This is a genomic window from Nocardiopsis sp. iso_238, assembly GCF_056173325.1.
Window position 1 is genome coordinate 2,391,733 of sequence record NZ_CM149668.1, and the last position, 14,082, is coordinate 2,405,814.

At 71.4% G+C, this 14,082-nt stretch carries 13 protein-coding genes; 11 read left to right on the forward strand and 2 right to left on the reverse strand.

Annotated features, from left to right (window positions below; all coding sequences use genetic code 11):
- The first annotated feature begins 13 nt into the window (after positions 1–13).
- The 3 genes from AC0VYL_RS10595 (at position 14) to AC0VYL_RS10605 (ending at position 3,860) form a co-directional block, all read left to right on the forward strand.
- A complete protein-coding gene (locus tag AC0VYL_RS10595; protein WP_475462396.1) occupies positions 14–673 on the forward strand; it encodes a GntR family transcriptional regulator in 660 nt (219 codons plus the stop codon).
- A 125-nt stretch (positions 674–798) separates the two neighbouring features.
- On the forward strand, positions 799–2,841 hold the full coding sequence (locus tag AC0VYL_RS10600) for a S9 family peptidase (RefSeq protein ID WP_475483013.1): 2,043 nt from the start codon (positions 799–801) through the stop codon (positions 2,839–2,841).
- A 206-nt stretch (positions 2,842–3,047) separates the two neighbouring features.
- Positions 3,048–3,860: an inositol monophosphatase family protein gene (locus tag AC0VYL_RS10605; protein WP_475462400.1), complete on the forward strand. Its 813-nt coding sequence runs from the start codon at positions 3,048–3,050 to the stop codon at positions 3,858–3,860.
- Positions 3,861–4,010: 150 nt separating this feature from the next.
- Here the strand turns inward: AC0VYL_RS10605 and AC0VYL_RS10610 are convergent, their stop codons facing one another.
- Positions 4,011–4,175, reverse strand: a complete 165-nt coding sequence (locus tag AC0VYL_RS10610) for a hypothetical protein (protein ID WP_378739480.1) — start codon at positions 4,173–4,175, stop codon at positions 4,011–4,013.
- 690 nt (positions 4,176–4,865) lie between these two features.
- On the opposite strand from AC0VYL_RS10610, the gene AC0VYL_RS10615 reads away from it, so the two are divergent.
- The 3 genes from AC0VYL_RS10615 (at position 4,866) to AC0VYL_RS10625 (ending at position 7,542) form a co-directional block, all read left to right on the forward strand.
- Positions 4,866–5,519 (forward strand): response regulator transcription factor, encoded by a 654-nt coding sequence (locus tag AC0VYL_RS10615; RefSeq protein WP_475462402.1) that lies wholly within the window; start codon positions 4,866–4,868, stop codon positions 5,517–5,519.
- Positions 5,516–6,787, forward strand: coding sequence for a sensor histidine kinase (locus AC0VYL_RS10620; RefSeq protein WP_475462404.1), 1,272 nt, complete (start codon positions 5,516–5,518; stop codon positions 6,785–6,787). Before AC0VYL_RS10615 ends, AC0VYL_RS10620 begins: the two co-directional genes overlap by 4 nt.
- 458 nt (positions 6,788–7,245) lie before the next feature.
- A complete protein-coding gene (locus AC0VYL_RS10625; protein ID WP_013153901.1) occupies positions 7,246–7,542 on the forward strand; it encodes a DUF4193 domain-containing protein in 297 nt (98 codons plus the stop codon).
- Between the two features lie 187 nt (positions 7,543–7,729).
- Here the strand turns inward: AC0VYL_RS10625 and AC0VYL_RS10630 are convergent, their stop codons facing one another.
- Positions 7,730–8,005: a DUF4235 domain-containing protein gene (locus AC0VYL_RS10630; protein ID WP_475462406.1), complete on the reverse strand. Its 276-nt coding sequence runs from the start codon at positions 8,003–8,005 to the stop codon at positions 7,730–7,732.
- Between the two features lie 186 nt (positions 8,006–8,191).
- On the opposite strand from AC0VYL_RS10630, the gene valS reads away from it, so the two are divergent.
- From valS to AC0VYL_RS10655, 5 genes are all read left to right on the forward strand, one after another.
- The gene (gene valS, locus AC0VYL_RS10635) at positions 8,192–10,765 is read left to right on the forward strand and encodes a valine--tRNA ligase (RefSeq protein WP_475483014.1); all 2,574 of its coding nucleotides are present in this window, start codon (positions 8,192–8,194) and stop codon (positions 10,763–10,765) included.
- Between the two features lie 116 nt (positions 10,766–10,881).
- Positions 10,882–11,358 (forward strand): dUTP diphosphatase, encoded by a 477-nt coding sequence (gene dut, locus AC0VYL_RS10640; protein ID WP_475483015.1) that lies wholly within the window; start codon positions 10,882–10,884, stop codon positions 11,356–11,358.
- 59 nt (positions 11,359–11,417) lie between these two features.
- Positions 11,418–12,242, forward strand: coding sequence for a DUF3710 domain-containing protein (locus AC0VYL_RS10645; RefSeq protein WP_475483016.1), 825 nt, complete (start codon positions 11,418–11,420; stop codon positions 12,240–12,242).
- Between the two features lie 65 nt (positions 12,243–12,307).
- Complete coding sequence (locus tag AC0VYL_RS10650; RefSeq protein ID WP_475483017.1) at positions 12,308–13,048, forward strand: PIG-L deacetylase family protein; 741 nt, start codon at positions 12,308–12,310, stop codon at positions 13,046–13,048.
- A 233-nt stretch (positions 13,049–13,281) separates the two neighbouring features.
- On the forward strand, positions 13,282–14,079 hold the full coding sequence (locus AC0VYL_RS10655) for an alpha/beta hydrolase (protein WP_475483018.1): 798 nt from the start codon (positions 13,282–13,284) through the stop codon (positions 14,077–14,079).
- Positions 14,080–14,082: the final 3 nt, after the last annotated feature.

Consider the following 14,082-nt stretch of genomic DNA (forward strand, 5'->3'; position numbering starts at 1 on the left):
GGGAGGAGCACGGGTGGGACAGGGCGATCTGGTGTACGGGCGGCTGCGCGAGGAGATCGTGGAGTGGGAGCTGCCCCCGGGCACCCACCTGAACGAGACCCGCCTCGCGGAACGCCTCGGCGTGTCCAGGACACCCCTGCGCGAGGCGCTGCACCGGCTCACCCGGGACGGCCTCGTGCGGATCAGCCCCGGCCGGGGTGCCTTCGTCACGGAGATCGCCCTCCGGGACGTCGTGCACCAGTTCCAGATGCGCGAGGCCCTGGAGGCCTACGCGGTCCGGCTGTGCGCCCGCGCCGAGGAGCGCGCCGTGTTCGCGGAGCTGGAGCGGCGGTTCCTGGAGTGGTGCTCCCGGTTCGAGGACGGTTCGGGGGTCGACGACGCCGACTACTACGCCCTGACCGAGCGCCTGGACGCCGAGGTCTCCGAGGGCGCGGCCAACCCCTACCTGGCGGACTCCCTCACCTCCGTCCGCCAGCACCTGCGGCGGCTGCGCCGCGTCGCGCGCCGCACTCCCGCCCGCATGGCGCTGAGCGCCCGCGAGCACGCCCTGATCTGCGCCGCCGTGAGCGAGGGTGCCGAGGAGAGGGCGGCGCGGGCCGCGTCCGACCACGTGAACAACAGCCTGCGCCACATCCTGGGCGTCATGGGCGGTGGAACGGAGGCCGCCTCCTGAGGATCCCGTCTCCCGGGCGCCCCCCTGTCAACAATGTTGACCGCCTCTGAGGTGGGGTGATTCAGGTCACCGGGAACGGTAGGGTCGGCTCAGACCACAAGTCGACCTTTTCGGGAGTAACTGTCTTGGTTCGTTCCTGGTATGAACTTCCAGAATACGTCCGTCTGCGTCGCGTGAACGGGCTGCGCCTGTCCCCGGACGGCACCCGCCTCGTCGCGCCCGTCAGCGACATCGCCCCTGACGCCAAGTCCTTCCGCAGCGCGCTGTGGGAGATCGACGTGGCCCCGGAGTCCGAGGGCGGGAGCGCCCCCCGACGCCTGACCCGCTCCACCAAGGGCGAGTCCAACGTCGAGTTCCTCCCCGACGGCTCGGTGCTCTTCACCACCGGCCGGGTCGACCCCGAGGCCAAGGGCGAGGACAAGCCCAGGTCCGCCCTGTGGCTGCTGCCCGCCAACGGCGGCGAGGCCCGCCAGGTCGCCTCCCGGCCCGGCGGCGTCGGCGCCTTCACGGTCGCCCGTGACTCCGGACTGGTCGCCTTCACCAGCAACCTCCTGCCCCGCTCCGAGGACGCCGAAGCCGACGCCGAGGCCAGGAAGGCCCGCGAGGAGGCCGGGATCACCGCGATCCTCCACGAGGCGCTCCCGGTCCGCTCCTGGGACAGCGACATCGGCCCCGACCACCCCCGCGTCTTCACGGCCACCCCGCCGGAGGACGACGACGCCCGCCTCGGTGAGCCCCGCGACCTCACCTCCGACGCGGGCCTGTCCCTGCTCGGCTCCGCCCCCGAACTGACCCCGGACGGCTCCACCCTGCTCACCGGCTGGTCCGTGCCCACCTCGGGCGGGGCCCGCCGGGACGAGGTCGTCGCCATCGACACGGCCTCCGGCGAGCGCCGCACCGTCGTCGGCGGCCCCGACACCGTGTACGAGTTCGGCGGCCCCCTGGTCTCGCCGGACGGCACCAGGGTCCTCACGCAGGCCAGCACCGAGGGCAGCTACGACGGCGAGCCCCGCGACGCCACGCTGTGGATCACCGACCTGGCCACCGGTGAGGGCCGCGACCTGCTGCCCGAGCACGAGCTGTGGCCCCGGGACTACGCGTGGTCGGCCGACTCCGGCACGGTCTTCCTCATCGCGGACCAGAACGGTCGCCGCCCGGTCTTCCGCCTGGACGTGGCCACCGGCGAACTCACCCGGATCACCGGCGACCACGGCGCCTACAGCGCCCTGAACCCGTCCCCGGACGGCCGCCACGTCTTCGCCCTCCGCGACGCCTGGGACGCCCCGCCCACCCCGGTCCGCCTGGACGCCGACGCCACCGACGGCCAGCCCGCGTACCTGCGCACCCCCGGCTCCGAGCTGACCATGCCGGGCACCCTCACCGAGATCGAGACCACCGCCGACGACGGCACCCGCGTCCGCTCCTGGCTGGTGCTGCCCGAGGAGGCCTCCGCCGAGTCGCCCGCCCCGCTCATGCTGTGGGTGCACGGCGGCCCCTACATGAGCTTCAACGGCTGGTCCTGGCGCTGGAACCCGTGGATCCTCGCGGCCCGCGGCTACGCGGTCCTGCTCCCGGACCCCGCGCTGTCCACCGGATACGGCCAGGACATGCTCCGCCGCGCCTGGGGCCAGTGGGGCCCGCGCACGCACGCCGACGTCATGGCCATCACCGACGCCGCCGAGGCCCGTGAGGACATCGACGCAGAGCACACCGCCATGATGGGCGGCTCGTTCGGCGGGTACATGGCCAACTGGATCGCCGGGCACACCGACCGTTTCAAGGCCATCGTCTCGCACGCCTCCCTGTGGCAGCTGGACGGGTTCAGCGGCACCACCGACTACCCGCCGGTCTGGGAGAGCGAGTTCGGCACGCCCCTGGCCCAGCCGGAGCGCTACCAGCTGAACTCGCCGCACCTGCACGCGGACAGGATCCGTACGCCGATGCTGGTCATCCACGGTGACAAGGACTACCGGGTGCCGATCGGGGAGGGGCTGCGCCTGTGGCGCGACCTCCTCCTGCACGAGGTCGACGCCAAGTTCCTGTACTTCCCGGACGAGAACCACTGGATCCTCACCCCGGGCAACGCGCAGGTCTGGTACGAGACGATCTTCGCCTTCCTGGACCACCACGTCCACGGCAAGGAGTGGATCAGGCCCGAGCTGCTCTAGGCCGTCGGCGGACGCCCGCCCCGGCTCCCGCCCGCGACACACGCGGACGCGCCCCTGGGAGGGTCCCGGCACACGCCGGGGCCCTCCTCCGCCGTTCACGGCGGCCGCCGTCCGCCGCCTCCGGCGGGAGCGCGGGCGCCGCATAGAGTTCGGGTGCGGACGCTCCGGGCACGACGGACCCGGGGGCCACGAGCGGAAGGGCACCCGTGACCACCATCCAGTCCCCCCACGATCCGGAGAAGCTGCGGGACCTCGCCGTCGCTGTCGCGGCCGAGGCCGGAGAGCTCGCGGCCAAGGGGCAGGAGGGCATCACCGTCCTGGACACCAAGTCCAGCCCCACCGACGTCGTCACCGAGATGGACCGCGCCACCGAGGACCTCGTCCGGGACCGGCTGCTCGCGGCCCGACCGCACGACGCGGTCCTCGGTGAGGAGGGCGGAGGGGTCGAGGGGACCAGCGGGGTGCGCTGGGTCGTCGACCCCATCGACGGCACCGTCAACTACCTCTACGGGAGCCCCGACTGGGGCGTCGCCGTCGCGGCGGAGATCGACGGCGTGGTCGTGGCGGCCGCCGTGCACCTCCCCGCGCACGGGCAGATGTTCGACGCCGTCCTGGGCGGCGGGTCCCGGCTCGACGGGCGGGACCTGTGCGCCCCCGAGACGGTCCCGCTCGACAGGGCGCTGGTCGCGACCGGCTTCGGGTACTTCCCCGAACGCCGCCTCCAGCAGGCCAGGGTGCTCACCGAGGTGATCCCGCACATCCGCGACATCCGCCGGGTCGGCTCGGCGGCGGTCGACATCACCGGCCTGGCCACCGGGCGCTACAACGCCTACTACGAACGCGGACTCCACCTGTGGGACTGGGCCGCGCCCGGGCTGGTCGCCAGCGAGGCCGGCCTGCGCGTGGGGGGACCGCACGGGGGACCGCCCAGCAACGACCTGGTGATCGTCGCCCGCACCGGCCTCTACGAGCGGCTCGACGCCCTCCTCGCGCCGCTCGGCGCCGACACCGACGGCTGACCCGGACACGGGAACGCCCCGGGTGCCGGTGGCACCCGGGGCGCGGGGGAGACGGGGTCGCGACCCCTCACGAGGAGGTGGCGCGCCCCGCCCCGACGTAGCCTGCCCCGGACCCCTCAGGGGGGCGGGGGACGGCGTCCGCCGCTCCGTTCAGGAGTGGGCGTCGACGCCGTTGCGGGCCGCGATGCGGTAGAGATCCTCCAGCTCCGACGCGTGGGTGTCGGCGAGGAACTCGTCCCCGGCGTCCCTCGCCGATTCGAGCGACCGGTAGGTCTCGTTGATACGGACCTTGATCTCCGCCATGAACTCGCCCATTGCACCTCTTCCAGGGGTAGGCACCGGGGCATGGTGGCGCCCCGGCGCAATCCGTATGCGCACGCCTGCGCGTGCGCACGAATCGAAGACGTCACGACCCTGTGACATGCGTGCCCGTCGCGGTCCGGGGCGGTGCCCGGTGTCCACGCGTGCGTCTCCTACCTCTACCGCACTGTGATCCAGGTCAAACCCCCGCCCCCCGCGTGTGACGGATCCGTGATTCCCCGGCGGGCGAGGGGGCGCTTCCGTAAGATGAAAAAGCGCCCCTCAGTGGGGCGCGGGCGGTCGGCGCTCCGAAGGCGGCCGCGCCCGCGTGGCCTTCCGGTCAAGTGACGGTAAAGAGTGTCGCAAGACACATTTTCCGAACAGGCCTTGTGCTTACTTGTTTCTTATTCTTGATGTGTCAGATTTGAGATGTGCGGGGTTGAGCCGTCGCCGACGGTTGGGGGATTCGCCGGCGGCGGCCGCCCCGTGCACAGTAGGGGGAGCCGCGAGGCTCCCGGCCCAGCGCCCGTGGCACACGGGGGCGAGGGGACAGAGGAAACCCGAGGGTTTACCGTCTCCTTACCTCCACTGTGAAAGAACGGTTGACGCGGCCGGGACCAAGAACGCCGCTGCCGGTGTGTTGGGGGATGCGCCGGCAGCGGCCCCCTTTTTGTTTCCAGACACCGAAGCTCCAGAAGGACTACCTTGCGCGTACTCGTGGTCGAAGACGAACGGGTCCTGGCCGACGCCGTCGCGGTCGGTCTGCGGAGGGAGTCCATGGCCGTGGACGTCGTCTACGACGGCGACACCGCCCTGGAGTACACCTCGGTCAACGACTACGACGTCGTCGTCCTGGACCGCGACCTCCCCGGTACGCACGGCGACGACGTCGCCCGCTCCCTGGTCACCGACAGCTACAACGGCCGGATCCTGATGCTCACCGCCTCCGACGGTGTCGAGGACAAGGTCGAGGGGCTCACCCTCGGGGCCGACGACTACCTGGCCAAACCCTTCGCCTTCGCCGAGCTCATCGCCCGCGTGCACGCCCTGGGACGGCGCTCCGCGCCCCCGCTGCCGCCGGTGCTGGAGCGGGGCGGCATCACCCTGGACCCGGCCAACCACCAGGTGCACCGCGACGGCCGCGAGGTCTCGCTCACCCCCAAGGAGTTCGCCGTCCTCCAGGTGCTCATGCGCGCCCAGGGGACCGTGGTCAGCGCGGAGGGGCTGCTGGAGAAGGCCTGGGACGAGAATGCCGACCCGTTCACCAACGTCGTGCGGGTCACCGTCATGACCCTGCGCAAGAAACTCGGTGACCCACCGGTCATCCAGACCGTTCCGGGGGCGGGGTACCGCTTGTGAGACCGGGGGAGCGACCGGAACCGGGACAGGTCGAACCCACGCGTCCCGGCGACACCGGGACCTGGCGCAGCCTGAACTCCGTCGCCCCGAGCGGGGACGGTGCCGAACGCTCCTCCGCGCACACGACCGTGCACGCCACGGTCCACCGCTTCACCGACAACCTCAGCCTGCGCGCCCGCCTGACGCTCATCTACGGGATGCTGTTCTTCGCGGCGGGCTCCCTGCTGGTCCTGGTCAACTACCTGGTCGTCGCGGTCCTGCTCAACGCGCTCCTGGCCGAGGAGAGCCCGGCGGAGCTGATCGAGAACAGCCACTACATCGAGCAGGTCCTCACCCACGTCACCCGGTTCTCCCTGCTCGCCCTGTTCCTCGTGGGCCTGCTCGCCGTGGCCCTGGGATACGCCGTGGCGGGCCGCGCGCTGTCGCCGCTCCAGAAGATCACCCGCATCGCCCGAAGGCTCTCCGAACGCTCCCTGCACGAGCGCATCGCCCTGTCCGGGCCCGACGACGAGATCCGCGAGCTCGCGGACACCTTCGACGGCATGCTCGAACGCCTCGACCGGGCCTTCGACGGGCAGCGGCGGTTCGTCGCCAACGCCTCCCACGAGCTGCGTACGCCCCTGGCGATCAACCGCACCCTCCTGGAGGTGGCCCTGAGCGCCCCGGACGTCTCACCGGACCTCAAGACCGTCGGTCAGACCCTCCTGGAGACCAACGCCCGCCACGAACGCCTCATCGACGGCCTGCTGTTCCTGGCCAAGAGCGACCGCGAGCTGGAGTCCAAGGCCAGGGTCGACCTGAGCGAGGTCGCCGGGACCGTCCTCAGCCAGCTCTCCGGCTCCATCGACGAGTCGGGGCTCTCCCTGCGCCAGGACCTGCGGCCCGCCCCGGTGGTCGGTGACCCCGTGCTGCTGGAACGCCTCGTGGCCAACCTGGTCGAGAACGCCCTCAAGTACAACGTCGACGAAGGCGAGATCACCGTCCGCAGCGGCATGTACGAGGGGATGCCCGCCGTCCAGGTGGAGAACTCGGGCAAGGTCATCCCCGCCTACGAGATCGAGGGCCTGTTCGAACCCTTCCGGCGCGGTTCCGGCGACCGCGTGGGATCGGGGCGCAGCGCCGGTCTGGGCCTGTCCATCGTGCGTTCGGTGGTACGCGCCCACGCGGGCGTGGTGACCGCGTGGCCGCGCGCGGGCGGCGGTCTGGTCGTCACGGTGTGCCTGCCCGTGCCTTCGGGTAACGGGACGGAGAACGCCGAACGTCGCTAGAGGTGGGGGCCGAGCTGCGTACCGCTCCGCTTCGTGGTATCTATACGTGTCCGAAGACACGCCCACCCCTGTCACGAGTGTCGACCTGCGGTGGGTATGCTTCCCCGGGCGTGGACACGGAGGGAATCCCTCCTGACGTGGGCATGTCTGGGTTTTCGCCCGTACTCGGGGGAGTGCTCCAGGCTGGTCCGGCATGTGGGCGCAAGCGTGTTTTCGGGTCTACGAGACACCCGGTGTCGGGTAGTACCGCAGGGAACGACCCGTGAGGGGCCACCCAACCTTGGCCGCCTCCGGTCACGATCCCGTCGAAGTGCTGCTGACCTGTGGACTGTGACCCGGGAGGGGGCACGGTCGGACGACACCGGAAAACTCGTCGGCCGATTCGGGCACAACTAAGGTCTCTCAAGCGTTACACCCGCGCGACGAGGCACTAAACGAGGGGGATGGAGTTAGCAGAGATGGCGACCGACTACGACAGCCCGCGCAAGACTGACGAGGACATCAACGAGGACAGCCTCCAGGAGCTGCAGGCGCGGCGCGTGGACAAGGGCACCGGCACCATCGACGTCGACCCCGACGAGGTGGCGGAGGGCATGGAACTGCCCGGTGCCGACCTGTCCGGTGAGGAGCTCGCCGTGCGCGTGCTTCCCCGCCAGGCCGACGAGTTCACCTGCTCGCGCTGCTTCCTGGTGCACCACCGCAGTCAGCTCGCTGAGCAGCGCGCCGGTCAGCTGGTCTGCAAGGAGTGCGCCTGACACTGGCGGCGACGGTTCCTAGACCGACACTCCACGGTATCCGAGGACGCTGAGGAGTACGGGCCCAGGACCCGATCGACCGTCGGACGGTGGCTCGCAGAACGACGGTGGACGGCCGACCGCACGTGGGTTGGACCCATGTGGTGGGCCGTCCACCGTCGTCGCGAGATGCCCGGCCGGGCGGGGCTCAGACCTCCAGGTCCCGCCCGCCGGAGCCGACCAGCTGCTTGCGGGCGGCGCGGACGGCCAGCACTCTGGCCACCTCGACGCCCACACCCGCCACCACGGCCCAGCCGAGGGCACGCCCGAGGCTGACGTCCGGGGACTCCAGGTCCGTGGGCGGTTCCTCACCGGTGGCGCGCGTCCACGCGAAGGTCAGGGCCTTGCGTGTGACGAACTCGGCCGCGAAACCCGCGACCATGCCGATGATGACCGGTGCGACCTCACCGTCCTTCTTTGCCATGTGAATCGTTCACCGTTCCCTAGTGCGTACGATGGTGCGCGCGGACGCGCGACGTCCGCTGGGGGAATCCTTTCACGCTGGCCCTCACGCCCGCAGCGGTGGCCGCCGTCACGGCCCGCCCCGTCGTCCCTGCCAGGGGTGGAAAAGCGGGACGACCAGGGTGCGCGGAGGGCTAATATTGCCCGCATGACCAACCGCTCTCATTCCTTCCGCATGCCCGACAAGCCTTCGCTGGACGGTATCGAGGCGAAGTGGGTGGACGTATGGGATGAGTCCGGCGTCTACCACTTCGACCGGACCCGCAGCCGCGAGGACGTCTACTCGATCGACACGCCGCCGCCCACGGTCTCGGGCTCGCTGCACATCGGTCACGTGTTCTCCTACACGCACACCGACACCGTCGCGCGCTTCCAGCGGATGAACGGCAAGGCCGTCTTCTACCCGATGGGCTGGGACGACAACGGCCTGCCCACCGAACGCCGCGTCCAGAACTACTACGGCGTCCGCTGCGACCCCTCGGTCCCCTACGACCCGGACTTCCAGCCGCCGCAGAAGCCCGACCCCAAGCGGCAGATCCCCGTCTCCCGCCGCAACTTCATCGAGCTGTGCGACATCCTCACGGTCGAGGACGAGAAGGTCTTCGAGTCCATCTGGCGCCGTCTGGGGCTGAGCGTCGACTGGCGGCACACCTACGCCACCATCGACGGCATCTCCCGCGCCGCCGCCCAGCGCGCCTTCCTGCGCAACCTGGCCCGGGGCGAGGCCTACATGTCGGAGGCGCCCACCCTGTGGGACGTCACCTTCCGCACCGCCGTCGCCCAGGCCGAGCTGGAGGACCGCGAGCGTCCCAGCGCCTACCACAAGGTCGCCTTCCACAAGCCGGACGGCACCCCGGTCCACATCGAGACCACCCGCCCCGAGCTGCTGGCCGCCTGCGTCGCCCTGGTCGCCCACCCCGACGACGAGCGGTACAAGGACCTGTTCGGCACCACGGTGACCACCCCGGTCTTCGGTGTCGAGGTCCCGGTGCGGGCGCACCACCTCGCCGACCCCGAGAAGGGGTCCGGCATCGCGATGATCTGCACCTTCGGTGACACCACCGACGTCACCTGGTGGCGCGAGCTCCAGCTGGAGACCCGCCCCATCATCGGCTGGGACGGCCGCGTCATCGCGGACCCGCCCAGGGGGGTCGACTCCGACGCCGCCCGCGAGGCCTACGCCAGGCTGGCCGGGGCCACGGTCCACACCGCGCGCGAGCGCACCGTCGAACTCCTCAAGGAGAGCGGCGACCTCGTCGGAGACCCCAAGCCCATCACCCACCCGGTGAAGTTCTACGAGAAGGGCGACAAGCCCCTCGAGATCGTCACCACCCGCCAGTGGTACATCCGCAACGGCGGCCGGGACGAGGACGTGCGCGCCCAGCTCATCGAGCGCGGCCGTGAGCTCACCTGGCACCCCGAGCACATGCGCCAGCGCTACGAGAACTGGGTCGAGGGCCTCAACGGCGACTGGCTGATCAGCCGCCAGCGCTTCTTCGGCGTCCCGTTCCCGGTCTGGTATCCGCTGGACGCGGACGGCAACCCGGACTACGACGCTCCGCTGCTGCCCTCCGAGGACCAGCTGCCGATCGACCCCAGCTCCCAGGTGCCCGCCGGGTACACCGAGGAGCAGCGCGGCCGGGCCAACGGGTTCATGGGCGACCCGGACGTCATGGACACCTGGGCGACCTCCTCGCTCTCCCCGCAGATCGCCTCCGGCTGGGAACGCGACCAGGACCTGTTCGAGCGGGTCTTCCCGATGGACTTCCGCCCGCAGGGCCAGGACATCATCCGCACCTGGCTGTTCTCCACCGTGGTCCGCGCCCACTTCGAGAACGGCAGCCTGCCCTGGAACACCACCGGCATCTCCGGCTGGATCCTGGACCCGGACCGCAAGAAGATGTCCAAGTCCAAGGGCAACGTCGTCACCCCGGTGGCCCTGCTGGAGAAGTACAGCTCCGACGCGGTCCGGTACTGGGCCGCCAGCGGCCGCCTGGGCACCGACACCGCCCTGGACGAGGGCCAGATGAAGGTCGGCCGCCGACTCTCCATCAAGATCCTCAACGCCAGCAAGTTCGTCATGTCGGTCGCCGGTGAGAACGCCACCACCGACCCGGCCCAGGTCACCGAACCCCTGGACCGGGCCATGCTGGCCGCGCTCGCCGACGTGGTCGAGGAGGCCACGACGGCCTTCCGCTCCTACGACCACACCCGGGCCCTGGAGCGCACCGAGCGCTTCTTCTGGGACTTCTGTGACGACTACCTGGAGCTCGTCAAGACCCGCGCCTACGACACCGAGTCCGCCGAGGGCGCCTCCGCCCGCGCCGCGCTGCTCATCGCCCTGGGTGCCCTGCACAAGCTGTTCGCCCCCTTCGTCCCCTTCGTCACCGACGAGGTCTGGAGCTGGTGGCAGGACGGCTCGGTTCACGCCCAGAGCTGGCCCGACGCCGCCGAGTACCGCGCCGCGGCCGCCGGTGGCGACCCGGCCGTCCTGGCCGCCACCGCCGAGGTGCTGCGCGCGGTCCGCAAGGCCAAGTCGGAGGCCAAGCTGTCGATGCGCGCCGAGGTCGACCTCGTCCGCGTCTCCGGCAAGCAGGCCGAGTCCGCCCGCGCGGCCTCCGGCGACATCGCCGCCGCCGGTCGCGCCGCGGGGATCGACTTCGCGACCACCGACGACGGTGATCTCAGCGTCGAGGTGACCCTGGCCGAGGCCGCCGAGTAGCCGACACGGGCGAAGACACCCCCGGGGGCGGGTCCGAACACGATGCGGACCCGCCCCCGTCGTTCCGGCACGCTGGACACCAAGGCAGAGCCCCGGGAGCGATAGGCTCGGCGAATGTGAGTACCTCATCCCTGGAAGCCGACCGGTTGACCATCGCGGTCCGTCGCCTGGACCCCGGCCTCCCGCTGCCCGCGTACGCCCACCCGGGTGACGCGGGCGCGGACCTGTACGCCGCCGTCGACGTCCGGCTCGACCCCGGACAACGCGCCACCGTCCCCACCGGTCTGGCCATCGCCCTGCCCGACGGCTTCGCGGCCTTCGTGCACCCCCGGTCCGGGCTGGCGGCCCGGCACGGGGTCACGGTCGTCAACGCCCCGGGAACCGTCGACGCCGGGTACCGCGGGGAGATCAGGGTGACCCTGCTCAACACCGACACCGACACCCCGGTCACGATCGCGCGCGGCGACCGGATCGCGCAGATGGTGATCCAGCGCGTGGAGCGGGCGGAGTTCGTCGAGGCGGACGCGCTCCCCGACTCGGTGCGCGGTGCGGGTGGTTTCGGTTCGACCGGGGGCCACGCCGCGCAGCGGTGACGTCCCCTCACTCCCCGGTGTGATCCCGGGACCTACGGAAGAAGCGGAGAGGTGAAGGCGTGTTTGGACGCCGCCGCAAGAAGCGGGACAAAGAGACCGAGAGAGCCACGGAGACGGAGGCCCAGCCGCAGCGGCGGGGCGCCGCGGGCGCGGTTTCCTTCGACAACGAGATCGAGCCGGAGCGCGCCTCCGAACAGCCCGCCAAGGACGCCGACCAGTACCGGCGGACCGGACCGTGGGACTCCACCGAGGACGCCCCCGAGGCCGAGCGGATGGACCTGGGCAGCATGCTCCTGCCGATGGAGCAGGGCACCGAGATCCAGGTGAACGTCGCCCAGGACAAGCAGAACAAGCAGAAGATCATCGGGGTCACCCTGGTCCGCGGCAAGACCGCGCTCCAGGTGCAGCCCTTCGCCGCGCCGAAGTCGTCCGGGCTCTGGGACGAGATGCGCGAGGAACTGCGCGAGCAGGTCACCCAGCAGGGCGGCAAGGCCGAGGACCACGACGGCACCTTCGGTCCCGAGCTCCAGGCGGTCATCCCCATCAAGGGGAAGAAGACCGAGGACGGCAGGCAGCTGGGCCAGCGGGTGCGCTTCATCGGCGTGGACGGTCCCCGCTGGGTGCTGCGCGGCGTGATCCGCGGCGAGGGCGCCAGCAAGCCCGAGGTGATGTCGGAGATCGAGCAGGTCTTCGCCAACATCGTGGTGGTGCGCGGCGAGCAGCCGGTGCCGCCCAACGAGCTGCTGCAGATCACGGTGCCCAAGAAGATCCAGGAGCAGATGGCGGCGGCCGCGCAGCAGCGCTCCGCCCAGCAGGCGGCCCAGCACGGCAACGTGGGCGCCTCCCCCAACGGTTCGGCGGCCGGACCGCCCACCGGTTCCTGAGTCCTCGCGTATCCGGCCTGTGGACAACCGTGCCCGGGGGTGCGCCGTTCCGTAGTGTGGGCCACATGGCTCAGACAACGAAGAACAGCGCTCCCCGGCCGCTTCCCGAGGACTGGGGACGGGCGCTGGCGGTGGTGGCCCACCCGGACGACCTGGAGTTCGGTGCCTCCTCCGCGATCCACCGGTGGACCGCTCAGGGCAAGGAGGTCGTCGAGCTCCTGGTGACCCAGGGCGAGGCCGGGATCGACTCCCTGGACCCGGCGGCCTGCGCGCCCCTGCGGATGGCCGAGCAGCGCGCCTCGGCGGCGGCCGTCGGCGCGTCCACCGTCGAGTTCCTGGACTTCCCCGACGGCACCCTGGAGTACGGTCTGCCGCTGCGCGCGGCCCTGGCCGGGGCGATCCGCAGACACCGACCCGACGTGATCGTCTCCATCAACTTCCGTGAGTACTTCGCCGGGGGAAGCGGGTTCAACCACGCCGACCACCGGGTGCTGGGTCCCGCCCTGCTGGACGCGGTCCGCGACGCCGACAACCGGTGGGTGTTCACCGAGCAGCTCGCGGAGGGACTGGAGCCCTGGCGGGGCGTGCGGTTCGTGGCCTTCGGCGCGGCCCCGGAACCGACCCACTTCGTCGAACTGGGCGAGGACGACCTGGCCGCCGGTGTCGCCTCCCTGGACGCGCACGAGGTGTACCTGGCCAACCTGGACGGCTTCGACCAGCGAACCTTCCTGAGAGAGGGCGCCGTGCGCTCGGGGGAGTGGGCCGGGGTGCCGCTGGCCACCTCCTTCGAGGTCTTCGAGACCTGACCCACCGCCTCTCGCGCGGTGGGGTTCCGGCCGGGGAGCACCCGACGCGAGACGGTGCAAACAGGGCGATACGGTGCGAAAGGACGTGGAGTCGCCCGGGCCGAGGGCGCTTACGGAGTCGGTGGGTCGCGTGTTCGGTTCGTCGTGCCCGCGTGTGCCCGACCACGGTTCGCGCACCGCCAGTGCTCCGTACAGCTCCGAGGCCCGGCGCCCGGAATCGAGAAGAGGCGGACATGGACAGTGACGGTGTCGGCGGCGAACGCGTGCGGGGACGCAGGGCCGTACGCGTCCTGGTGTGGACGCTGGCCGTGTGCACCGCTCTGGTGCTGGTGGCCGCCACGGCCTTCGTGGTCTGGGCGCTCGATCCCTACCGGGCCGAGCCGGAACCGCTGGCCCGGGCCGAACGGGACCCGGCCGTCGTCGTGGAGCGCGGCTCCGACGGCGTGCTGATCACCCCCGCCGAGAACCCCTCGGGGACGGGGGTCGTCTTCTACCCCGGCGCCCGGGTGGAGGCCGGCGCCTACACGGCCTCCTGGGCGCCGGTGGTGGCCAGGACCGGGGTCACGGTGGTCGTCCCCGACCTGCGCCTCAACCTGGCCGTGCTGGACTCCGCCCGAGGGGAGAGCGCGGTCGGCGCCGCCCCGGAGGTCTCCGAGTGGTACCTGGGCGGGCACTCCATGGGCGGGGCCTTCGCCGCGCAGCACCTGGGCTCCGACGACGGCGGCGTCGAGTGGGCGGGGCTGGTCCTGTGGGCCTCCTACGCCACCGAGAGCGCCGGGCTGGCCGACCGCGACGACCTCGCCGTGCTGTCGGTGGCCGGCGGACGGGACGGGGTCCTGCCCCCGTCGGAGGTCTCGGAGCGGAGACCCCACCTGCCGGGCGACGCCGACGTGAACGTGGTCGAGGGCATGAACCACGCCCAGTTCGGCGCCTACGGGGCGCAGTCCGGAGACGCCGAACCGGAGCTGACCGACGCGGAAGCGCACGAGGCCCTGGCCGAGGTCACCGCCGCCTTCCTCCAGAGGGACTGAGCC

Bases quoted from the DNA above. Each gene is read 5' to 3' on its own strand.
- valS (WP_475483014.1), top strand. From the start codon at position 8,192: ATGACCAACCGCTCTCATTCCTTCCGCATGCCCGACAAGCCTTCGCTG.
- AC0VYL_RS10655 (WP_475483018.1), top strand. From the start codon at position 13,282: ATGGACAGTGACGGTGTCGGCGGCGAACGCGTGCGGGGACGCAGGGCC.
- AC0VYL_RS10610 (WP_378739480.1), bottom strand. From the start codon at position 4,175: ATGGGCGAGTTCATGGCGGAGATCAAGGTCCGTATCAACGAGACCTAC.
- AC0VYL_RS10630 (WP_475462406.1), bottom strand. From the start codon at position 8,005: ATGGCAAAGAAGGACGGTGAGGTCGCACCGGTCATCATCGGCATGGTC.
- AC0VYL_RS10625 (WP_013153901.1), top strand. From the start codon at position 7,246: ATGGCGACCGACTACGACAGCCCGCGCAAGACTGACGAGGACATCAAC.
- AC0VYL_RS10650 (WP_475483017.1), top strand. From the start codon at position 12,308: ATGGCTCAGACAACGAAGAACAGCGCTCCCCGGCCGCTTCCCGAGGAC.